We start from the raw sequence: 23,131 nt of genomic DNA on the forward strand, positions 1-23,131 counted from the left end.
CTCAGTCCAGTTTGGCACAGTGATCCGCTATTAACTCTCCCAGAAAAGAAACACTTACGCCCCACTTCTCTGCGAGTTCTCTGAATGTCAGCCCCGTTGAAAACCCAGTGCTTGATCTGCACGTCATGCGCGGATTGACCGGCTGTGAGTGAAGTTCAAAGCAAATGATTTCTCCAAAACTCCCGCCGCCCCCCGTCGGGTGCTGGGCATACCTGTCCTCAATATCACGTCTAAATTTCTCGACTTTACTCATTTTCCCCCGCCAGCAGTTTATCGAACTGCTCCTGCGTGAGCTTCCCATCGCGTACCGGCTTCGGCACTTCGCCGCTCTTCCCGTCCAGCAGGGCGGCCGGGTATCCCACCAATGCCACTTTATAGACTGTCCCATCGGGCTTATTCTTGATTGGCAAACCCAAGCGCCGAAGCGTTGTGGTCACATTTACACCCATTGCCTCCGGGCAATCTGTTGCTATGGTTCCAAGCTTATTATACAATATCAGTTTCGTCTTTTCTTTCAATCTGCTTTTCACGCCCGCTTGCCAATACAAAACACAGCGGCATTGCCTGTCTGACCATTTCGGATGTTTCTCTTTCATCCTTTTGGCATGTGCACCTAAGTCAAATTTCTCAACAACAAACCAGCACGGCCTTTCCAGATCAAACACCCGATCTATGGTCGCAACGGCCGGTGGGCATATCGCTTTCTTTCCATAATTCGGGCAACCTTTCGGATGACCGGGATAAGGGAGCTTGCACCACTCTCGCGCCTCCAGGTTGACAAGCACCTGGCCTGTGGCTTCGATTATCATCATTCACCCGCCCCTATCCCTGGAGTCGGCGGACGGAGAAGGATATAGCCCCGCTCCCCCCCGCTGTAGCGTAACCGTAGGGCTTCGCGGGAAATGCCAGCAATCCGCGCCCACTCTGCCATATTCTTGGTTCTCTTTCCTATCGTGATGGGCCTGCCTGGTTTGCCTTGCTGCTCGGTACTCCAATAGCTATTCTCCGGGCAATGCGGCTTCGTTCTGTCCTTGCGGTTGAGGCGCCTTCCCTGTTCATATCCATTGGCAAAAGACCAGTCCCTGAACGCCCCAAAGCTTTTCCACGCCGTTGCCCCATTCCTCACCGCCTGATGATAAGTAGAATATATGGGGGTTCCTGACAGGCCGTGGGTCGTGGCACACGGGCCCTCGGCAATTCGGCATTCGTTACACTGGACGCTTTGCCCGCGCCGTAAGTTGGTGCCAAATACTTCCCCGGTGTACCCGCAATCACAGCGACATAACCATCGGGCCACACCGGTCTTACTGTTCTCAGCCCGTTCAAGTACGGTCCATCTGCCGAAAGTTCGTCCGATCATCTGAATCCTAAGCTTCCCGGACATTATTTCCCCTCCACTTGGAGCTCCCGCGGGAGCTCCTTCACGGTTTCTGGGTATCCGACCAAAAAATTATTATCCATAAAACAATCACAAGAAAAAACCAGTACGCATTTTCATTGGTAAGGTCCATCAGTCTACCCCCAATCCTTCGGGGAGCTGCTGTGGGCCGTTCCCGGCGTTGTCCTTGATGAAAACAGGCTTTCCCCACTCTTTAGACAATTCCACAACCGCCCACATTAGCGAATCGTTGGGCTTCTGAGGATTTTTGCCGGTCAGCCCGCCCACAATAATCCAGTCAGCATGAAAAGCATCGACCGGTAGAACGCCACCGACAAAGGGCTCAATTGACACAAATCGCCGCTCTGGAACAGAATCCATCAATACCTTAATGCGGTCATTCGTTTTTCTTTCTCCCGTTACACTCGTTCCGCACCAGCAGTTTTCGGGAAACTCGTACTGTGCGTAGCCGACCGGGTTCTTGGTCAGGAACAGGAACCGATGCTGTGGCAAGCCAGCGCAGACCTCAAGCACCTGGAGCACATGAACGGGCGAAACGTCAGCCCCCGGCTTGATCCAGTTGCCGAACATATCCGCGCAGGAGCCGACAAATACCCTGGAGGGTTCTGTTGTTGCCAGCTCTTTCTTCATTTTTGCCAGCTGGTCAGGATGAAAAGTCGGCTTCATTATTTCCTGCCGGCGGGCCTCTTTTTCAGCCTCGGTAGGCTTGTAGCCTTTCGGCCAGAAAAACTTCATCTTCGGCTGATCGTCCCTCGCCACATAGCAGTAAGAGCACCATTTGTCACAACCCGTAATCGGATTTCTCGTTTCGTGACACCAGCCGATTGCGTTGTGTTTACGTTTTCTCATTTTAACCCGATCTCTTCGGGCGTTGGCAGGTAAGCTCTAATCTCTAATAAACGCCTCTTGCCGTCTTTACTGAAGCAGCATTGCCTAATGCTCTTTTGATGGACAGATTCCCCGGCAGATTCTACCAATAAACCGGCAATATCCCTTGAGAGGCCCGCTTGCTCGGTCAGCTCGGCGAAGAGGTATATCTTTTGCATATCGTGAACCGTGAGCCGGTATGGCTTTTTCCCCCTTCTCCCATCGTTTGGGAAAGCCACTTTGATATAGCCCGCCGATATCCAAAAGCGTAGTTGCTGGGGACCGAGATTAAATAGGGTGGTGGCTTCATGTATGGTGTATAGCTTCTCTTTCTCGTTCATTTCACGACCCCGGCCAGATCAGCGGGGAGCAATGGTTCTTTGGGCATCGTCGTCCTCCGGGAAGGCGATATAATCAAAGGCATAAAATTCGTGCAGTTCTTCCGCGCACAGGTCGATAACCGGCTCCATGCTGTGGTGGAAGGCGCTTGGTGCTCGCGGATCATCTGTCCTTTTGGAAGGTAGGAACTCCACCTGATACACCCCTGGCGCCATGTGGTCTATCGTGCGGTTCATGGACTCGTGCTGCTTGAGGGTGACAACATCACCGGGCGAAGCATCCTTATCCCACCCCAAGAGACACCAGCGGCCCGTTTTCCCGAGACAGATTATTGCTTTCATGCAAACCCCTTTGCCGCCGGATTTCCGTTTAACATCCGTCCCCTTATATCGTACTGGACATGCACACCGATCACGGCGCAGACCATAATCGCTGTCGTATCGTTTACCGCGGCAACTTTCCTCGAGCAGAACGGGCAGGTATAAACACCCTTCACGGCCTCGACTTCCTCTCTCGGCCAGTCCAACATTTCTTTAATATCCTGCCAGCCGGGGAACTCGTGAACGAATATCATTGGCTAACCTAACCGATCAATGGGAACTCGATAATTTCCATGCCCTCGATCGCCGTCTGGCAAACATCGGCAGGAATCCGACTGCCATCTGGCCACGTCCCAACGATCGATTCAGGAAGAGTCTTGCTCGATGCCGCGATCACGTTATCAAGGCCGCAGTATTCAGCTACTTTCGGCAGACCGCGCAAGAACTTTTCCTCGTAATCCGCGGAGATCACTTCGAGGTTGTCCAGGGCAAGAAGCTTTAACGGGCTTTGGCTGTGCTTACAGATCACCGCCACCAGGCAGGCCAGCAGGATACAACCCTGGCCGGTGGAAAGGCTATCGAAAGCGATATAGTTACCGCCGTTTTTCCAACCGAAATCGAAGATCTCAGTACCCCGGCCGTCAACGGTCCGGAAGCTGAACTCTACGCCCTCGATGCCGAAAAGCCTGAGACTCTCGTTTACCTCGAGCTTGATAGGATTAAGCTTTTCTTTCACCAGATCGCCCTTTAATCCACTCGGCCCCAAGACCTTGATCATCTGCTTTATGCAATACAGGCGCGTTTGCGCGGCGTCAGCATCACCGACTGAGCGCAACTGGATATTCAGCTCGTTTTCCTCTTCCTGCTTCGCATCGAGCTGAGCCTCAAGAGTCTCGATCCTCGTTTTCAGGCCGGCGAGTTGCTGTTCCATTCCATCGGTCGCAACCGGGTTCTCCACTTTTTTAGCGAGAACGTCTTTCAACTCATTCTCCGCTTCCTCTAATTCCGCCCCTCTGGTGGACGCTGCGGCCTCTTCGGTGTCCCGTTTTGTTTCCAGAGCAAGAATCTCGTTGCGGAGGTCGCCCTCGGACAATTTACCCGCAGTGATCGCCTCGTTAAGGGCGCTATTGGTAATGAGGGTTTTCTGGTAAGCCTTGCCCTCGGCCTCATTCGCCGTCTTCGAGTTGCCATCTTTCTCAACAATCTTTTTGTCCATATCGGGTGATGATGGAAACAGGGGACTACACTTCTCGCAGAGCTGGTCCCGAATATCCCCTAATTCTTCAAAGGCGTTCTTTTGGGAGCGTAGTCCTTGGGCCACCCTCAAGGCGGTAGCCGCTTCCGCTTTCGCCGTTTCATACAAACCACCCGCTTCCTGGTGGGCTTTCTCCAGTTTTGCCTGAGCGGTGGCGTTTTCCTCTCTCTGCTTCGGTTCCCGCTCATTGCGATCCACGATCGTTTTCTTGATCGCACCTATGTCGGCGCCACCCTCTTTCAGCCTAACAATACGGGCGGACAGTGAATCAGTCCGCCCCTGTCTGGACTCCAACGCCGCGAACAGGGGGGCGTTCTTGGCAAGTTCGGACACAACCATTTCCTTGTCCTTTCGAGCCTGGTCCAGTTCAGTTTTCAGCCCCCGAAGATCGCCAGCTACAGTTTTCCGCTCGGATTGTGCTTCGGCCATCTTCACCGCCGCGCCCCTGGCGTTCTGGATTTCCCTGGTGGCGGTACTCTTTTCCTCCGCAAGCCACTTGAGGGCATAATCGAGATCACCGCCATGCAGATCCACCAGTTCAACGGAGATCTCGTGCAAAACAACGCCGGCCAACTTTGCTTCCCCTCGAGCGCATTCCTTCAAGAGTTTTTTAATCCGAGCACCCGTTACCTCGGAAGACTCACCCAGGCGGTAAAAGAAATCCCTGCGCTTATCTCCGCTCATAGCCAAGAAAGCCCGCACGTCCACCACTACAGGATCAAGGCCGGCCCATTGCCGGATTACCCCTTCCTTCGAGGATAACTTCGTGCCGCAATCAGCCGGCTCGGGTGAGAGGTCTATTTCCTGAGTAATCTTTTCTTTGGTTTCCCCACTGGCGGGATCTCGCTTTAGGGTTCTATCCCAGGACCGGCGAAAAGTTCTCGAGTCCGCTACGGATATTTCAACCCCCATGTAGTTGGTGTCCGGTGTGCTGTTGGCGAGTTTGAACACATCCGCCGTTCCGCTGACCGAGGCTTCCGGCAGGGCCCCGGTGATCGCAAGCTTGGTGGCCTGAATAGTTTGGGTCTTTCCCGACCCGTTAGGGCCGCACAGCAAAACGACTTCGGCTATCTCGATTTCGAGATCACGCGCCGATTTGAAGTTGATCATTCGAATTTTTTCAATCATTGCTTGTTCTCCTTCTTCTTGCCGGTTTGAGTAGGGCGGCCCCTCGGGTGCCCTTGCGGTAACGAGAATTGACTGTTACGGCATTGAGATTGTAAAGCTTGGCCCATTCAGTAAGACAGCGTGTTTTTCCTTTTATGGTGATCTGTACGTTCCGCCGGTGGTTCCTGCACTGAGTTCGCCTCGTCGCCCACCGGCAGTTGCCGGGTTCGTAGTTTCCGTCGTTGTCGATCCGGTCTATTTCCAGGTTCTCCTTGTGGCCATTCGCCAACGCCCAATCTCGAAAAGCCTCAAAATTCTCGTCCCATTCGGCGCAGACCCGGATCCCCCGGCCGCCGTAGTTTTTGTAAGCGCTGTTGTTCTTTAGGCTGCAACGGTGTCGCATATTCTTCCACACGCTATAAAGCTTTGCACCCGACTCACCATGCGTTTCCCCGTGGCGGTTGCCTCGATTCGAGCAGCTTTTACATCGACGGGCAGAGCCGCTTCTAAGCCGTTGGCCCTCAATTGCTTTTTCCGTACCACAAATACACCGGCACAGCCACTTCGCCTTACCCGCTCGATCATTTTCTGCTCTCTCGATTACGGTCCAGGAGCCGAATCGTTTTCCGGTTATGTCAATCAGTTCGCCCAACTATACGTCCCCCGTTTTTTGCAACATCCGGTAGACCTCTTCAGCCTGACTTTCGCTCAATTCCGTATACAAATTGGCTCGGAAACCCAGGGCCTCTGCGGTATCTACGATTTGCTGAGGGTGGACCGTGCCGCGCAGCGCCAGTGTCGCAATCTTGCCCTTGAATTCAGGCTTTGCGCTTGGGTCCGCCTTCTCGCCTGCGGGAGGTTTTTCCGGCTCCGGTTCGGGATCTGGCCCTTTCTTCTTGTCGTCCGGTTTCTCTTCGGCCTCTTCATCCTCGACCTGCTCCGCTTTCCCCTGGTCAACTTCATCCAGCCCTGGCTCGTTCGGTTCCTCATCGGTAATAATCTCGACATTGGCATCCTCGATAACTTCCTTCGCCGCATCCAGGTCGCCATGCTCGGCTGACGTTGAGAGTTTCTTCATATCGGTAAGATCAAGGGCGTGTTTGAAGCCGTACACGATAACCCTGGCCGTCCCGGTGTCTTTGCCTGCCGCGTCCTTTACAATACGATCAGTAATATCTCCCTGGCCGATCGCGGGGTGAGCTTTCAGGACGTTCCGGCCGCAGATGGTATCCGCGATCCTGTCCGCGAATTTCTGTCGCTGCTGGTGTTCGTTGTAGGCGGCTTGTATTTCCGGATGGGTAAGATCAACCCACAGCCCCAGGGCGGTATCCCCGAAGTAATCCACCGGGACGAAGAACAGGTCAGAATCCGCTCCCGGCTTTACCTCGATCTCTTTCTTCTCCTTGTAGCTTTTACCGCTATCGGTTTTCGCCCACTTCTCTTCAATGCCTTTCCACGATGTAGGCGGTTTATCGAGCCTGCCCATTACTCCAGCGGTGGGGAACCGCTTGATTTTCGCCTGTAAATCCTGTAGGAAATAGGTTCGGACGTTGAACACAACCGACTTGTCCACGAGGACCAGGTTGCCAACGGGAGAAAAGCCGATCCCCACCGTGCGGGTCCAGACCATAGATATACATTTGGTCTTCTGGTCGATCTCTACATGGGGGTTCGGTTTCAGGTTCCCGTCAACTATCGTACTATTCGGCTTGATCAGATTGATATTGGCGACCTGGTTGAGTCTATTGTATCCACCGCTGTTGATTGCGGCCTTCCCGGAAATCTTGTTGTAGTGGATACCCTCTTTCAGAACCATTTCGGCCCGTACCGTCTGGACCGCTCCCTGGCTGTCGCGGCCGACGAAAACCCTGCCGTCGCCGAGTGCGGCGGTTTCCGGCGGCTTCTTCTTCTCCCCGGTACCCGGTGGTTTCTGTTCAGTTTGATTTGACATGGCTGGCTCTCCCCTCTAGATTGGAAATTGTTGAAAAAGAAAAAGGTCCTGGCCGTCATTCCTGCGGGGAACTGGCCGGAACCTCTTTTGTTTCTCGCTGTTTCTGCTTGTTCAATTTCTCGCACTCGCCGAATCGCTCATCCTCCGGAGTAATCGCTTCCACCTGGACGTCCACCAGCTCGCCCGGGATCCGGAAGCCGTGCAGCCCGATCAGCTCATTGATGCTTTCCGTTAGATACTGCCAGTCGAAAGCGTTGTCCTCTTCGCCTTCGCCGCGGAAAATGATTATCGCTTCGGCATACAGCGGTTGCAGATCGGCCCTGTCGCGGCAGCATTTAAGATCGTGGTGTTTCTCGGCGAAATCGGCGGGCATTTCCAGTCCGCACCGCGGGCAGGTGTCCGTTTCGGAGGCGGTTTTCAGGTAGGTAGGCATCGTTCTCTCTCCCCAATAAAACAGGATAATCAAGCAAATAGTGCTTGCCAAAACCGAGCATACGTGCTTATAATTAGCTGACAGGGCGGCCCCGGTTGCCTTGGTTGTCGTTAGTCTATCTTCCCCAACTCACGAAGAAAACCGTCCAGGGCTTCGCTGATGAGTTGGGAAACGGAAGGCTGTCGCCCGGCGACTTCTCGTTCTTTGGCGAGCTGCTTCAGTGCCGCCTTGTGCTTTTCGAACAGGTAGAACGTGAAACTGCTGGCTTCGGTGCTCACTCTGTCAGCTTGTGCTGGCATTTTTTGATCCTTGTGATTGGTTGTTGCTTCATTCTGTTTTCACCCATTTAAGGACTTCTAAGTGCCTGTTTCTATTTGCCCTGTTTGCAAAGGCGGTTCTTTCGAGATCGTCGAGCAGAAACCCAAGAACTCGACCTATTCCGTCCTGTTCGTCCAGTGTTGCTCTTGCCACTCCGTTGTCGGAACGCTGGAATTTTACAGCGGTGGCTACTTGGCCAAACAACAAGAACAAGCCCTGGCAGAGCATTCACGGCTGCTGAATGAAATCAGTTCGAAGCTTAATGGCCTTCGGAATCTGGTCGGCGGAGAATAGCCCGGCCGCTGTCGGGGTTTTCAAATACCCCGACTGATTTTTCGCAGAACGCTTCGACCATTTTCTTGTACGTGGCGATCAGATCATCCAGGTTTTGCTCGCCGGCGTTTTTGCAAAACCCCACGGCCAGCTCCATCAGGCGCAATGCCGTGAGATCGTCGACTTTATTTTTGTTGTCTTTACTCATCTTCGTACCTAACTGGTCAGATTTATTTCACCTCTCGAGTTTGGAAACGTAGCCTAAAGATGTTTAGCTCTATGCAAGTCCATTATAAGGTGATCGAGCGCACATGTCAAGAACTTTACAAAGAAATTTTCCGCCTGAAGTAGTCAAGCGGATAGAATCGGTGCTTGAAGAACTTAACTTGCCACATTTAAAGGCTTTATCTGAAAAGGCCATCGTCCACCAAAGCACTATTTCTAAGCTTCTGCAAGGTAGCAATGTCGAATTAAGAACCAAAATGAAGGTTCAAAAGTCTATCGAGCGCATTAGTCTAAATTGGCTTATAACCGGCGAAGGGGAGAAGTATTTGGAGGAAAAGCGGCAGCCGGGGCAGTTGTTGAACGAGCTGTTATCGCAGAATGCACCCGTCGTCCTGCTCAACGAAATCCTGCCGCTGCTCAGAACAATCGGAGAAAATACCGGCAGGCTGGTTGAGCTGCAATCGGGCCATCAGGACGGGCCGCGCTACGAAGCTACCGAGCTCCATCTGACAATCCCCGACCCGCCGGATCATCTGTCCGAACAACGGATCATGCAGTACGACCGCAATGCTGGCCTGCTGCTGCGCTGGGCCCGTACCGAGAAAGCGCAGGCGGCTTTCCCCGACGGTGTCCCGGACCATGCCCTGGAAGAGTTCTGTGAGAAAGTTTCCGGCTTCTACGGCGGCGGCTGGATCGATGATATATCTGGAATGCTGAAGGATCTGATCGAGGAACTTAATCAGGAGAAAAGATGAGAAGCTTTCTGCTCTTCTTACTGCTATCGGTACTCTGCTTATGTTCCGCCGCAGGTGGTAATGATGCCATTACCGCAGATCAGGCTAAGAACTACATTGGAGAAACGAAGACCGTAATCGGCCAGGTCGTCAGCGCGAAATATGCCGCTGGCAGCCGCGGAAAGCCCACCTTTTTGAATCTCGACAAACCATATCCGAATCAAATTTTCACGGTCGTAATTTGGGGATCGAACAGGTCTAAATTCGATGAGCCGCCAGAGAAACATTTTCTGAAAAAGAAAGTCCGTGTCACCGGCAAGATATCAGAATATAGAGGCAAACCACAGATAGTCGTCACTGACCCCAAGCAGATTAATATCAAGGAAAAAGAGGGAGTGGAGAAATAGTGTCCAGGTAGACACCCCTCCGGCTGGCATCCCGTAGGCAACATTGTTCTACCGCGGCCGCCGGCAGAGTGATGTTCTAAGAGCCCTTCATATTCATCTTGCCAGTAAACATAACTGATCCCCGAATATCAATATAGACTATCGTAGATTTATACCCCCTCGCTACGCCCGCCACAGGCCTACAAAGAGAACACCCCTGGAGGAATGGCTTGATACCTCCAGGGGCGATCGTTGCTTACAGGGCTTTATATGAGCTCGTTAAGGCGGTTTCTCCATAAAATGCCTCTGGTCCCAATGGTTCTCCATCAAATGCCACTGGTTCCAATGGGTATTGTAGACAAACCGCAGCACATATTTACCGCTGTGCTGCGAATCAAACAGTATATCTACCGTATCCTCAGCGGCAATATGAAATCCGACAACCTGCCTGTTCCAGTTCGGGTTCGATTTCCGCATCCCGTCTACGAACACCGCCGCCTTGTGCGGCATGATCCAGACGGTATCGGTCCTGACCTCTACCTCTGGCGGCGGTAGAATAACCCGGATCGGCCCCTGAAGACGCCCAGCGCAACCCAGGAGGGCCGTGAAGAGCATAATAAACAGACCGCGCATTTTCTCCCTCTTACTTGATTAAGCTATCCCCGCTGACCTCGTACTTGCCCGGCGCTATTACCGGCTGACCTTCCAGGTCACATCATCGGCCACCGCCTTAGAATCCACGACATAGTCCTTGTCCCGAATCTTCCCGGCGACCAGTAGCTTCTTGTATCTGATCTGGTCGGCGGTCAGATCAATAACTACATCGTTGAGAACGTCCACCCGGTCAGGATTGTGCTGTATCTTATAGTCGCGCCAGACCACACGATTGCCGAGAGAGTCTGGCTCGGAGTAGACATCCCCCATCAGCACGGGTCGGGTCTTGGGAGTCGGCCCCCACCAGCCAACTGTATCCAGCACTGTCCGAAACGGCACGGCTGAGATTGCTACAATTAAACCCTGTTTTCCGTCCTCGTTTACTTTCTCCCGTAAGATCGAAACCGTATCGACCTGCGACCACAGCAGGGCTGGAAACAGCAGTATCATCAGTATCGTTTTCATATCCGCTCCTTAGTACCAAGTGTTGTCAAAAACTGTATTTGGTGAACCGTTGATGTCTGTGGTGTTGTTATTGCCAATGTTTCCACCAACAGTTACATTTGATAGTGCTCCTGCAACATCTATTGCAGTTGTCCAGCCGTAAAAATGACTCCCAACAACCTGTGCGCTACTCACGTCTATGTTGATAGCTATTGCCCCACCCCTTAGATCAAAGAAGTTACACCCGACAACGCCAAGCTGTGAGGCTGCCGAATTGAATATCCCGCCGTTGATAAAGGTACAGCCGCTAAATATGTAGCGCTCATTAAACATATAGATATGCGGATCGGTTGCGCTCACATCGAACAGAAAGGTCGTGCCGCTTGCCGATACATTGGTTTTATACATCGGCCTGTAGGTTGACGGCCCGAACTCATAATACCCGCCGGTATATCGTATGAAATACTGGCAGGTGCCTAAACCCTCTATTCCCTCGCCGCTCAGATACCATGTGTTGTTAATCATGTGAATCGTGCCCTGAGCATTGCCAAGAGTCAGGAAATTATTCACATCTCCAGTATTGTTTTCAAACGTAACCTGTGTATCATCATAATCACCACCGACAAAGTGTATTTGAAACGAGGCTCCTGCCATCTCGCAATTTCGAACAACCAATGTCGAATCCTGCCCATTTCCATTCAGGCCGTATGTGTAGAAGATTTCACCCACCATATAACAGTTGTCAAAGATCAGATTGCAACTCGTTAAAGTGTTAATTAACATTGTAGTCCCGACGGCCTGTGGCCCGTCTATACTCACAAGGGCAAGATTTCTGAAAGTCCAGCCCGCATCATCAAATCTATTGCGAAAATAGAGCGGCGAATCGTCCGGGTCGCCTGCTATAATTGAACGGTACTTATCCCCACCCGTCAGCGTCCAATCGGTCTGCACGGTATCAGCCGTTGCCAGCGAATCATCGTCAAATACGAACAGGCTGTCGCCCGGCAAGAGAAACGCCTGGCCACCGCGCACGGCGACGGCGATAAGGGTATCTCCGATAGAGCTGTCGGCTATCCCGCCAGCGTACCAGCGGAAGCCCGAAAAGGCTCCATACGTTGATGAATCTGCTTTAGTACTGCCGAATATTATATCGTACCAAGTAGTATCGAGCATCGCGCCGCCGCCGCCGCCACCACCACCGCCACCGGAGGTATCAGCCGCCGCCTGGAGGGAGTCGATTGCTGATTGAGCGGCCAGCATTTCCGTCATGAGGGTAGCGATAAGCCCCTGGTTGACGGCCACGCTATCCGCGTTCGCGGTTATCAGCAGGAACAGCGAGTCAAGTGTGTTCTGGAGCGAGTCCACGGCGTTCTTGAGGCTGTCGGCCCGGGCCGCGTTCAACTGGTATAGCACCTCCACGCTGTCGCGGATTGCCGTTGAGGTATCTCCAACCTCCTCGTGGCTGGCCGGCAATAGCCCCGGTGGGAACTGCGCGATCGCGGGGGCCACTGCGAAGACAGCCAGCAAAATCACAAGCTTCATCATTTTAAGCATACTGCCTCCAAGTCTTTTAATTCGTAACCCTGAGAGCAACGCGGACGATGAACCTGCTTTGGCTCGATCGCGTTACTTCAGAGAAGGTATTGATTCTTGATTGTGAGCTCGCAGTTTGCTCGGAAGTCATAAGGAATCTACTTTGGGTAGAGCTTGTTTTCTCGCCCGTAGTGTTCAACCTGGTCTGACCAGTGTTGGACCGCACGGCAATCGTAGGACCGAGCCACAAATAATGATAATACATCCACGGAACAGGCTGGTAGTGCATTTCTTCCCCTTCTTACCTGTGGCACCATGCCCAAAAATCGGCACTCAATAAATTCGTCCAGCCAAGTACAATCACCACGGCCCCCGCGTCCGGCTGGATACCGGAGAAAGGAAAGAATACTGATTGACCAAGACCGCCAGTGTGCATCATTGGGGTATAAAGCCCATCGAATGTTAATTGGAAACTTGCTGGACCATTGCATTCTGCTCGGATACCCGTAACGCTTTCGCTACCAGTGAAGGAGAAGGTAGCTATCGTTGCGCCACCCAGGAGGCGTACCGTTGCCCCGAGTCTGTGGAGAATATCGGCAGTGCCGTTCTGCGCCCTGGTGATATTGTCACCCGCACCGACAAGAACATCCTCCGCGCCAATGATCACATCGTTGGCGCCGAATATATCGTTGGCCGTGCCGTCCTTTAGCGATATCGTACCGGCCCCGATCTCAAGCTGCGCGGAGAGGGAAGAGATATTCCGCTCAACGGTAATGCCTCGCTTGTTATCGGCCATGCTGAAAGGGATTATATCGGTCAATAGAGACATGCCCTCACCGTTCCTTTCTCTGTTGTGCAGTACCGCGCCTTGAGGCGTTTTTCAAGAGTTGTTTGGTAATGAGCTTATCCTCGGTCTGCCGGGCCTTTTCGTTATACGCCCGTATTTCCTCGAGCAGAGATTCTTTCATCCCTGACGGACGTTTATCCGGCTCGATCGAATAATACTGCTCGTAACGTCTTATCAGTTCGGAGTCTTTCAGCCCTCTCGGTGGCGGTCCGCTCGTAGCCATAAAGCCCAAAGATTTCAGCAGCGCATCCCACCCGTCCATTTCGCCAGTGAGGAAAGAGAGCATATTTTGAACGGGGATCGGCGTGAACCCTCGAGCTTCATGGATTAAGTAACTCGGTATCTGGTTCCATTCGACAGATCCGCTCTTCCCCCATACCCACGTTGTCAACTTCCCGGCATCCTTCCCGCCTTTAGGATCACCGGCTTTGTGGTGTCCTTTGCGATCCGTGCCGTAAACTCCCTTGTCGTCAAGACCAAGAAACTCTTCAACGGTTGTGAACCTGGCCCCGCGCCAGTCCTCTCCAACGATTGCCTCCATGGCCGCCTTCGCCAGCGGTGAGCCCTTGTGCTGGATCGAGCGGATAGGATGGGCGATAAACTTCAATGGATCGTGGAAGTGACCGATCAGGCTGAAATACTTTCTCCGCTCCGCCTCTTTGCCTGTGAGCAGCTCGTAGATGGGAGTAACATCTATATCCAACCATTTTAGCCGGCCAGCTTCCCAGGCCTTTCTGTAGCGAGTCCAGAAATCATCATCGTCCGCAGCGGAAAGGATTAAATTAAATGCGACAGTAGTCATGATCGACTTAGCAAATACTCTCCCCCAAAATTCACGGTATATCCTGCCCTCATCACCGCGCTTAAATGCACCAACCATAGACCTGACGTTAGATTCAGTCCAATCCGGCGCCAACGCCAACAACCTGAATATGTGTTGCCAGGTGGGGTTACGGCCGAGAGTGTTTATTCTGCCGTGGTGGAGGCCTCCGAAATCATCATTGATCAGGCTGGCCGCCATCTTTGCCAGCTCATGTTCTGTTACTTCTCCTGCAGCAAGGTCTTTCGCATGGCGTTTCATCAAATGCTGAAACTCGATCACACCCGCCTGCGCCTTGAGAGCCGGCATCATCCGCTGAAAAAGGAAGTGCGTCTGAACCTCGCGCAGCCGCATCAACTTTGCCCGGTGACTTTTTACCATCGGGACCTTATCGATTATCTCCCCGATCTTCGTATTCTCGTCCTGGACCCACTGTAATTCATCCCAATCCTGCATACGCCCGATCGTCAGCCCGCCACGGACCAACGCTCGTACTTCGGGGGTGTAGGCTTTTATCATGTCCGCACCCTCGCGGATCAGCTTTCGGAGATTTACATCCTTTCTCCGGAAGCGGCCGCCGAGAAAGTACGATCGCAATAGAGCCTGGTGGTGAAAACTGGACAGGACAAATATCGTATGCTTGATCTCTGCGGAAAACCGAGTCAGTCCTTTGAAACCCGGAACCTTATAGAGATAAGAGCTTCCGAGTAAGTTATTCAGCAGTTTTGCCAGCCGCGGGGCAGCATAGTAATCGACCCGGGTAAACAGATCGCCATCCTCGGTTGCAAGAAATCCTCGACCATAGACTTTATCGGGATCCGCTTTACCGGCATGAACCCATTTAACAAAGTTAGGATGTTCCACTTGAAGCCAACTGCCGTCAGAAGAGGGCTTTGTTGTAACCAGGCCAGCTTTTTCAATCTTGTCCAGGAGATCGCGCTGGACCTTGACCTTTATCATTTCCTCCCGGCTGGCCTCGAGTGCATTGATAGCTCCCTTGATCCTGAGTTCTTTCCCCAAGCTCCAACCGTGCAGGATGCTCTCTAACGTGCGTTCTTTCGCCCGTCCGGTGCTTGTACCGAACTTGCGCCTGAGTGCACCCTCTTCCTTACCGTCCTTCTTCCAGAGCCGCATATTGTAGTTATCCCGAACCCTCGAGAGGATGGCCGCGGGACTCTTATCGCCGGGGAAGGCTTTTTGGTGGGCCCGCCCGAATTCCTTATTCAGTCGGATAATCTCATCAGCCAGTTCTTGCTCTGCGGGGGATAGCTGCTGGCTCTGGTGATAGAGATTGACTTGATCTTCCGTCAGCTCGTTTTTGTACTTCTCGAACTGCTCAGACGGCGTACCGTACTCCTGCGACTCGGCCTCGCGTAGATCAATGTGCAGGGCGATCGCCATTTCAAGACCCTGCTCAACCTCTTCTCGATACTTGTCCTCGTACCACTTCCGCTTATCCGCTCCTGTTATTCTCTTCAGCTTGTCTCTCAGCCTTTCGGCGGTCGATCGGGCTTCCTGGATTTGATCGTCCAGATCCGCAAGGTACTCATCCTTTAACCGGATTATCGAGGGCTCTGCCGTTTCTTTCGTGACAAACTCTTCCCAGGTGGTGAACTTTTTCCCGAGAACCCGCCGGATATAGGCTTTCTTCTCGGCTACACCCTTGAATATCAGCGCCACCGCTCCGGACTCTTCCGATCCACCGTGTTCCTCGATAATCCACGCCATATAAGGCCAGAGCTTCCCGCTTACTTCGGGAGGCAGGCCCGGAACGATCGTTGCTACCCTCTCGTCTTCCAGCTCTTCCTTGTAGCTGTCTCGCGCCTGTTCAATTAGCGCATCAACAATATCGTCCCAACGGCCTTCACCCCTCGGCAAGTGGCCGGCCTCTGCCATCCGCGCCAGCTTGCCGAACCCCATGCCCTGTTTCATGTGGAGGGTGATCCGGTACATATCTTGAGCTGATACTTTCCTCGGTGGCTTACCGCCGCCCGACAGGACCGCCGCCGCCCGCTTTCTGTTTTCCTCGATCGCCATCTGTGCGAAGTGGGGCATGATCAGCCGATCGTTCTCCGCGCGGGACTGCTGCTTATAGTCAGCCGCGGTATATTCATCCGGAGTAGACTCGGAGAACATTATTTCGGTACCGGCCATCTGCTGCTCGAGTAACGCCAGCTTGTACTCCAACCGCTTCCGGATCGCGTCAGTGCTTTGATTATTCCGTGTCGCAGGTAAAGCCTTCAAATGCTCGAGGGTTCTCTCGTAATCGTCCAGCATGTCGGTCTGAGATTTGAAAGCAGGTTCGGCAGAACCGAGGCCATCCCCCTCGCCCGCAACCTCTCCCCTGGCTACCCGGGCCGATGCCGCGATCATCCGTTCAACCTCTGCTTTACCAAAGGTTACATTGATACCCATGCTCCGGAGTATCTTTTTGAAGTAGAACATGAACCGGCTCCACAGGCTTGGATCGAGCTGGCCGCTCTCCACCTGGCGGGCGAACCATTCCTCTGCGGCTTTGTATTTATGCCAGTTTCTTTCCTCCATCAGCCGGTGTATATCAGGCCCGTATTTCTTGCTCCCGGCCAGATCATCGAGGAATCTCAACATTGTGGGCCCGCCTATTTTCTGCAGGCCAAAATGCGCTACCGATTCATGGAAAACTGTCTCGATCGCCTTCTTGGGATTTGATATTCCATCCGCGAGTAAATAGATCGATTTGGACTCGGGGTGATAGAAGCCATAGACAACACGGCCCTTCTTCTGGATTGACCTGATCCCCTCTTGGTAATCTACCGGAGCTTCGCTTACATCGGCTATTACATTCACTTTCGGGATAAACTTATGTTTCATTCCCGCAACCGCATCCTGGACGGCCTTGACAGACATTCCCCTTTTTTCGGTTTCCTTGCCAACGCTGACCGAAAAATTTATGTCGGGTTCGGTTGGTTCCGGACCGGTTATCTCACGAGCCAGGCGCATAGCTACGGGTGATCTCATGCGTTGCCACGCACCTATACTCGGCGCCCATTTGAATCCCCGCGATTTTAATTTTGTTATTGTATCCGAATCAGGCTTCCCGGGGAAAAATACTTGAACCCGGTTATCTTCAACATTGTCCACAATCCTGATACCACCAATCTCAATCTCTGTCGTTTCATCGGCCCTATCTCTTTCGATTTGCTTAATGCGCTTTTTCATACGTTGGATATTGGCGTTGTTATTCGTAAGCTCGTAGGCGGGAAAACCAACCCTACCAGAAAAGTCTGGTTTTAACAGTTCCTTACCTACTGTCTCAGAAAGACCGTAATCTTTCTTGATTTTTGCAATCTTCTCTTCGTCTGACAGCTTTTTATTGCGGACTATCGCGTTAACGCCCTTCATCGTTTCTTGATGGTTTTCCGCTTTATCAACTTTGGCTTGTAACTGCTGGACAGCGTCCTCTGCATCACTTGAGATTGCTCCCCTGCCGGTCAAGCCAAGACGTTTTCTGATTCCCCGAATGGCCTTCTTCTCCCACTCAACCAGGTCTTCATATCTCTTGTCTGCCGCATTATTGGCCTTCTCCATACGGCGGACAGGGAAATTCGCAGGGCCAGCAATCATCGTTGACATGATGCGAGACTTGGCGGCAAGAAAATCAAGGAGCTTACTCTTATACTTGTTTTTGTAGAAGTTCAACTCTTCTGCGGCCTGGCCATGTTGCTCAGGGGTGATTTCGGCCAGTATTGAATCGTGTACTTTTTTGATGCGGTTGTAATAGTCCTCTTGCTCCTGGACGGCCCTTTTCTCCGGAACAAAACTGGTTCCCTGGTGGGCCCGCCTTGCAACTTCTTCCGGGATATCCGACTTGGAAAAGGTAATTAATTGTTTCTCAGGCTTGGCCGGCGGTTTTGCTTTTTCGGGTGGTTTTACTTCTTTTGCAGCGGGCTTAGATCCAGCGGTGGCTCGTTTACTTTCAGCTTGTTCGCTTTTTGGGCGGCTTTCACTAACATCCGGTTCAGCACCGAAGAGGCTTTGTACTTCCGCTCTGGCTTGGGCATCCGGGGCCTCCATGAATTTAATTGCAGTATCGATTATCTTGGAAGGATTAATTTCTTCCTCGTAATCAAATATATCAATATTACCCATTCTTATCAAGCGTTCTTGAATATCGCGCCCAAGTTCACTCAACATCTCACCCATGCGCCTGGAACTACGAACATTCTTCTCAAAAAACATAGCGATGTTCGCCGTGTCTTCTGGTATCTGCTCAAATAGGGTAGCCTGATTCAGCGTGGCTTCTACTGTTGTCCCCCGCTGGCGTGTATTGCGTAGCAACTTGGCCGCTCCAGTGATATGCCTGATAATAGTTTTAATGTTGGGATCGGCCTTGATATTCTCTGCCTTGATAAACTCAACCGATGCTGTAGTCAGGGCGTTCAGGATATTCTTGATCTCTGGATCAGCCTCTTCAGCAACCAGCGCAAGTAACTCCGGTTCGCCGTAGGCTTTCTGGAAGAGCGCCACCTGCGCCCTATCTATCGCCTGCTTAGTAAATGCACCCTCCGCAGTCGCGTATTGCGTGGCCTCTTCCGCACCAAGAGCATTGACAAACTTGGTAAGGAATTGTCTGTTGCTCGCTGCCGTCAGATTCCCACTTTGATCGGGCGCAAACAGTCTTAGAACTTCGGGTTGAAGTATCTCCGCATCACCCTTAGCCTGTTCAACCGGGCTCAGGCGGGCTACTTCACCCAAGTTTGCTTTCTTTGCAAATTCAACACGGTCAACATCACTCGTGCGTACCCGCACCAGAACAGGATTTTTGAACTTGGAAACATCATCCGCAGTAATGCCAAACCCTTCAGCCGCTTTTTGCAGGGCAAACTTGTATTTCTTACCGGCCTGGCCCTTGTATGCTTCTTCGAGCGCGATTATCCGGCCGTTGCCCGACTCAACAACGAAATCCTTTCCCACTATCGGGGCGCCGGTCCCCGCCGTATTTGATTCCATCAACCGCCCAGGCTCAAGTTTCTTCGCCATCTGGTCAACCTGATAGCGCATGGCCTTACGGTCCCGGTCACGCGGCTGTAGTTCCTGTGGATATTTCTTGTTGATAGCAAAGTCTGCCGTGTGTGAGACAATCAGATCACCAAGATCGACCACGGCATATTCAGTCTCAACCTTTGTATTGTCCGGCAGAAAGACTTCCTGCTTCTTACCAGCCTTATACTCGCGTTCAGGTAGTTCCTCGCGCTGCTCAGGCGCGGCCTCAACAGGCGGAGCCTCTCCCTGTTCCTCGGCCAGCTTTTTCTTTGTGCTTTCCACGGAACGCCGAACAACCGCCAGTTCTTCTTCCGACATTTTCTCGCCGGTTGACTTGCGACCAGACTCAAGAATCATTTCGCCTTCGCGCAGGGAGTTTTTCAACTCCTGAATACGCGCTACATCAGGGAAGGCCGGCTCTTTCTCCGCTGCCGGGGCCGGCTTTGCCAGGTCGGGATATTCGGCTAATACCTCGGCGGGTACGGGCTTACCCTGCTTTATAGCTTCTTCGATTTCAAATTTATGTTGTTTCTGAACAACGGCCCCTTTCCCGCCTATTGCGGGCCACATGACCCTGTCTTTGGGCTCCCTCGACCTCCAATAGTACATTTCCTTTCCAGACGCGGATACGTCATGTTCTCGTTGCCGCCATTCCTCCAATGTCATTTGCCACGGCTCTTTTTTCTCGGGTCTTGTCAGGCCGATCTGTTTGGCAAGCTGCTCAACCTGGTAATCGAAAAGGGTATCCCAATTCCGGCCCCGAACTATTTGGAACTCGCCAACATCGTTTACCCTGATATGCGCGGGCTTGGAAAGCTTCGTGGCTTTTAGGTGTGTTGCCAGGACAACGCTCTTACCTCGAGCAAAGGCCTCCAGCAGCGCATCGTGTACCTCGGTGTTGCGGATCGGCCGCTTTATACCGCGCTCCGCTTCGGGCTCGGGCTTTGCTTCCGGCTCCCCGGGTGGAGGGAGAAGGGCATCGAGCGCAACCTGGCGGGCATCGGCGAGACTGAGATCGTAGGCTTTGGGGGCAACGCGATTGCCGTTGGTGGTGATCTCAACGCCGTGCATGGCCTTACCCGGCGTGATGTCCTCGGGCTTTGCCTGTGGATCGGTCAGTATCTTAACCGTGATACCCTTGCGGGTAGCTGCACCAGCGCGGGAGAGCTGCTTGAGAAGTACCTTGCCCTCGGCAGTCTTCCCCTGGTCCTCGCGCCGCTTTTTCAATTTTTCAGTATAATCGCCCTGCGGTCCGATCTTTTTCAGCCGATCGGGAGGAACACCATCGATCCGGCCAATGGGAACGCCACCAGCTAATGCACCCTTGTCGTTATCGATCGAGACTTGCTCATCGTGTTCGGGGTAGTAATCGCTCCGCACTTTCCCGGTATGAGTCACGCCCTGGTTGTCGGTCCACTGGACGGCATCACCCTTTTTGAAGGTGGGCTCTCCGAACTCCTTGCCCTCGGGTAATAACTCTTTTTCTGGTTCTGCCTTTGGCTTGCTGATCACCGGCTTTTTACCAGGTTCCTTTTTAAGAGTCGGCTTCCGGCCTTTCAGCTCTTCGGCCTCGAGCTGGTCCAGCCAGAGCAGCGCGTCCCTTGCCTCTTTTTTCTCCCTGGCCGTACCGCTTTCCTTATTCTTCTCGAGCTCCGGCCTGGCTTCCTCGATCAGTGCGGCGAGAGCATCCTCGCGGGTGGAATACTGTGTCCTGTGTTCCGTGTGCGCTATCCAGCTACTTAACCCTTCTATATTCCGCCCGTAGCTCCAGCGGCCATTCGGGCCGGTACCGAGATCAATACTGTTGCCGCGGTCAGCTTTCGGGTCTTGCTTTAACTTTTCGCGCTTGAGCTTGTATTCGGGCCTGTCGTAGTCGTCGTAGCCGGTAGGCTCGGAGAACCCCCACCGCTCTTTCATCTGCGCGGCCTTTTTATCGTTCTCGGCCTTCTGTTCAGCGGCCCGCTCTTCCTCTTTTATCCGGTAGCCCTCCGGATCGATGAATTCTTGCGGGGTGGTAATCTGAACACTGTTCAACTCGTACATCGGTTTCCAATCGCCAGCTTTTGCCGCGGCGATCGCAACCTTCATTCTCTTGGCCTCTGCTACGTCCTCTTTATCGTCCAGCTCGAGAACACTTTCGTTGAGCTGGTCGGCCAGATCGAGCATACCCTCGCGCTCTTCATCCGGCGCGTAGTAGGTGTACCCGAGTAAATAATCCCGCTCACTTGGCAGATTGTTGTAGTCTGAATTGGCGTATTCTTTGCCCTTTTTCTTGAGAGCTTTCTTTGCCCTCTTAATGGTTTTAGCCCGCTCTTTGTCCTCTTCCACCGCCTGCGCTTCGAGAGACTCAGGGGTCCATTCTCCCCCGGTAGCGCCACTGCGGTAGCCTGTGGAGCTTATTGGGAAGTAGCCTGGCTCTGTTGCTCTTACGTTCCCCTGTGCATCAATAGCAACCGGACGGCCACGGACCTCAATCATTCTTCCCAAGTCCTCGGTTGTCTCGGCGCCCGCAGTTTCCCCTTCCCCTGCCGCGCCCTGTGGAGCCTCCTGAGCGATCTCCGGTTCAGCCCCTTCCTGTGCCCCCTGTGCCGCCTGATCTTCTACGAGGCTCTCAGGAACTTCTGGCGGTATATCGCTGAAATCTTCAACGTCTTCTACGGATTCAGCCTCTTCGGCATCGGTAATGGCGGTTATCAGGCCCCCGATCGTAGTCTTTGGCCGTGCTTCCCGCACCGCCGCCTCTTCGGTAAAAAACTCTTCAAGCAGTTTGTGTTCTTCGCTATCAGGGTTTTCCTGTAGTTCCTCGAGGTTGGCCTGGTGCATTTCATCAAACATTTCATCCGGAAGCCGTTGAAGGTTCTCCTGTATCTGCTTCCTTTTTCCCGCGGCCGCCACGTTCTCCGCAGCACCCTCTACACCAATATCCGCGAGTTCTTGTTCTGTTGGGGCTGTGAATGGCTGTGCCTGTTGGTCCTTGCTCCGTGCGGAACTCTTCGTCATTGCAATGCCGGCGCCAGGTATCGAGAAAGCTACCAGCTCAACCATTAATTGCTCTGCGGTGGGTCGCTGATAGTCTTCGAGGCCTATTCCCGCCCGCATGACCTCGCCTACACGCTCTTCAAAAACTTCCGCGATAATCCCGTTCCAGCCGGTTCTCTCGACAATCTTGCGAATCCCCCGGGATGTTTTGCCGGGGTTCGCTTTCTTCAGTGCGGCAACCAAGCCCATTTTTACCGCGAGAGAACGGCCACCGCGCCCGAGGGCGTTAAAAGCTCCACCGGATCGCTCGGAGACAACTTCTGTCCATTGGCTTCCTACAGACTTGGCGATCGCGGCCATAATATCATCCCCGCTATCCTCCACAACGAACTTCGCCAGGTCTTCGGTATCAGCTTTGCCCATCCGGACAGAAGGTGCGCTTCTCTGGAATGTTTCTGCGATAATATTCAGGCCTCGAGCTGGTATCGTCTGTATGGTGGCGCCGGCCACGGTCCCGACTACCCGGCTGGTTCCTACCTTGATGGTTTTCCCAAGGCCTTTTCGTGTTGATTCCAGTAGTATTTTGTTGATTGCTTTGCGAGAGGCCTTTACCGCGGCCTTGCGGCCAGCGGTATAGATCCCACCAGTGGCATACAGCTCACCAGCGAAGGAAGGGAGTTGCGCGAGAACGTCCACCACCTTGTAGCCGAAGCTGCTGTTTTCTTTCTTGGCGTTTTCTTTCAGATAGGCTTGAATCCTGTCCTGATTCTTTTTTGTTGCGCGATCGCCATTGTTTTTTATATCCCATGCCGCCGCGGACAACTCGGCCATGTCCTTTATTTCCATTGCTCCGGCCAGGAAAGGAACCAACTGAGTCGGGCTTTCCCCGATCGCCCTGAATCGATCGAGGGCGGTTAGCTGGTTCGGGTCGGCTTTGGGTTTGGGTTTACTCGGTGGGGTGTAGAACGCCCCTTCCGGAGATTGTCCAAGCTCTCGAGCGGGGATGCGGGAAGGTGGTTCAAGTGTTGCAGTCATTAAGCTATCAAACTGGCCGTAATCTCCAAGCTCGAAGGCAGGACCGCCCTCGATACCCTTACTGACGGCTGAATGGAAGGCCTTTCGTTTCTCTGGCGCCCCCATTGCCGTTCTGAAATCTTCAAACTTACCGAGATCGTAATTTTTCCCCACAGTATCGAAGATTAATCTGAGCTTGTCAGTCGGCATG

The 23,131-nt window shown here is 52.9% G+C and carries 18 protein-coding genes and 1 pseudogene; 2 read left to right on the forward strand and 17 right to left on the reverse strand.

The features are described from left to right. Position 1: 1 nt before the first annotated feature. From FVQ81_01960 to FVQ81_02015, 12 genes and pseudogenes are all read right to left on the reverse strand, one after another. On the reverse strand, positions 2-253 hold the full coding sequence (locus FVQ81_01960; protein MBW7995339.1) for a hypothetical protein: 252 nt from the start codon (positions 251-253) through the stop codon (positions 2-4). Continuing rightward, on the reverse strand, positions 246-812 hold the full coding sequence (locus FVQ81_01965) for a hypothetical protein (protein MBW7995340.1): 567 nt from the start codon (positions 810-812) through the stop codon (positions 246-248). The genes FVQ81_01960 and FVQ81_01965 overlap by 8 nt, the downstream gene beginning before the upstream one ends. A 698-nt stretch (positions 813-1,510) precedes the next feature. Continuing rightward, complete coding sequence (locus FVQ81_01970; GenBank protein MBW7995341.1) at positions 1,511-2,248, reverse strand: DUF5131 family protein; 738 nt, start codon at positions 2,246-2,248, stop codon at positions 1,511-1,513. Then, on the reverse strand, positions 2,245-2,607 hold the full coding sequence (locus FVQ81_01975) for a hypothetical protein (protein ID MBW7995342.1): 363 nt from the start codon (positions 2,605-2,607) through the stop codon (positions 2,245-2,247). The genes FVQ81_01970 and FVQ81_01975 overlap by 4 nt, the downstream gene beginning before the upstream one ends. 18 nt (positions 2,608-2,625) lie before the next feature. Then, complete coding sequence (locus tag FVQ81_01980; protein ID MBW7995343.1) at positions 2,626-2,946, reverse strand: hypothetical protein; 321 nt, start codon at positions 2,944-2,946, stop codon at positions 2,626-2,628. Continuing rightward, on the reverse strand, positions 2,943-3,134 hold the full coding sequence (locus FVQ81_01985) for a hypothetical protein (GenBank protein ID MBW7995344.1): 192 nt from the start codon (positions 3,132-3,134) through the stop codon (positions 2,943-2,945). Before FVQ81_01985 ends, FVQ81_01980 begins: the two co-directional genes overlap by 4 nt. Before the next feature lie 53 nt (positions 3,135-3,187). After that, positions 3,188-5,308: an AAA family ATPase gene (locus FVQ81_01990; GenBank protein ID MBW7995345.1), complete on the reverse strand. Its 2,121-nt coding sequence runs from the start codon at positions 5,306-5,308 to the stop codon at positions 3,188-3,190. 187 nt (positions 5,309-5,495) lie between these two features. Beyond that, positions 5,496-5,939 (reverse strand): annotated as a pseudogene (locus FVQ81_01995) (hypothetical protein). Beyond that, positions 5,940-7,238, reverse strand: coding sequence for a hypothetical protein (locus FVQ81_02000; GenBank protein ID MBW7995346.1), 1,299 nt, complete (start codon positions 7,236-7,238; stop codon positions 5,940-5,942). It abuts the pseudogene before it with no gap. A gap of 55 nt (positions 7,239-7,293) precedes the next feature. Next, complete coding sequence (locus tag FVQ81_02005) at positions 7,294-7,671, reverse strand: hypothetical protein (protein ID MBW7995347.1); 378 nt, start codon at positions 7,669-7,671, stop codon at positions 7,294-7,296. 110 nt (positions 7,672-7,781) lie between these two features. Continuing rightward, on the reverse strand, positions 7,782-7,970 hold the full coding sequence (locus tag FVQ81_02010; protein MBW7995348.1) for a hypothetical protein: 189 nt from the start codon (positions 7,968-7,970) through the stop codon (positions 7,782-7,784). A 278-nt stretch (positions 7,971-8,248) separates the two neighbouring features. Then, a complete protein-coding gene (locus FVQ81_02015) occupies positions 8,249-8,470 on the reverse strand; it encodes a hypothetical protein (protein ID MBW7995349.1) in 222 nt (73 codons plus the stop codon). 160 nt (positions 8,471-8,630) lie between these two features. Between FVQ81_02015 and FVQ81_02020 the strand changes: the two genes are divergently transcribed. Then, positions 8,631-9,242: a hypothetical protein gene (locus FVQ81_02020; protein ID MBW7995350.1), complete on the forward strand. Its 612-nt coding sequence runs from the start codon at positions 8,631-8,633 to the stop codon at positions 9,240-9,242. Continuing rightward, positions 9,239-9,628, forward strand: coding sequence for a DNA-binding protein (locus FVQ81_02025; protein MBW7995351.1), 390 nt, complete (start codon positions 9,239-9,241; stop codon positions 9,626-9,628). The genes FVQ81_02020 and FVQ81_02025 overlap by 4 nt, the downstream gene beginning before the upstream one ends. A gap of 258 nt (positions 9,629-9,886) precedes the next feature. Here FVQ81_02025 and FVQ81_02030 read toward each other — a convergent pair whose 3' ends face one another. The 5 genes from FVQ81_02030 to FVQ81_02050 form a co-directional block, all read right to left on the reverse strand. After that, positions 9,887-10,240 carry a hypothetical protein gene (locus tag FVQ81_02030; protein MBW7995352.1) on the reverse strand — a complete coding sequence of 118 codons (354 nt, stop codon included), beginning with the start codon at positions 10,238-10,240 and terminating at the stop codon, positions 9,887-9,889. 57 nt (positions 10,241-10,297) lie between these two features. Continuing rightward, positions 10,298-10,726: a hypothetical protein gene (locus FVQ81_02035; protein MBW7995353.1), complete on the reverse strand. Its 429-nt coding sequence runs from the start codon at positions 10,724-10,726 to the stop codon at positions 10,298-10,300. A 9-nt stretch (positions 10,727-10,735) separates the two neighbouring features. Further along, positions 10,736-12,259, reverse strand: a complete 1,524-nt coding sequence (locus FVQ81_02040) for a hypothetical protein (GenBank protein ID MBW7995354.1) — start codon at positions 12,257-12,259, stop codon at positions 10,736-10,738. A gap of 280 nt (positions 12,260-12,539) precedes the next feature. Next, the gene (locus FVQ81_02045) at positions 12,540-13,067 is read right to left on the reverse strand and encodes a hypothetical protein (protein ID MBW7995355.1); all 528 of its coding nucleotides are present in this window, start codon (positions 13,065-13,067) and stop codon (positions 12,540-12,542) included. Between the two features lie 4 nt (positions 13,068-13,071). Next, positions 13,072-23,130 (reverse strand): hypothetical protein, encoded by a 10,059-nt coding sequence (locus FVQ81_02050; protein ID MBW7995356.1) that lies wholly within the window; start codon positions 23,128-23,130, stop codon positions 13,072-13,074. Position 23,131: the final 1 nt, after the last annotated feature.

The sequence above is a fragment of the Candidatus Glassbacteria bacterium genome (assembly GCA_019456185.1).
In the GTDB taxonomy this organism is placed as follows: Bacteria; Gemmatimonadota; Glassbacteria; order GWA2-58-10; family GWA2-58-10; genus JAJRTS01.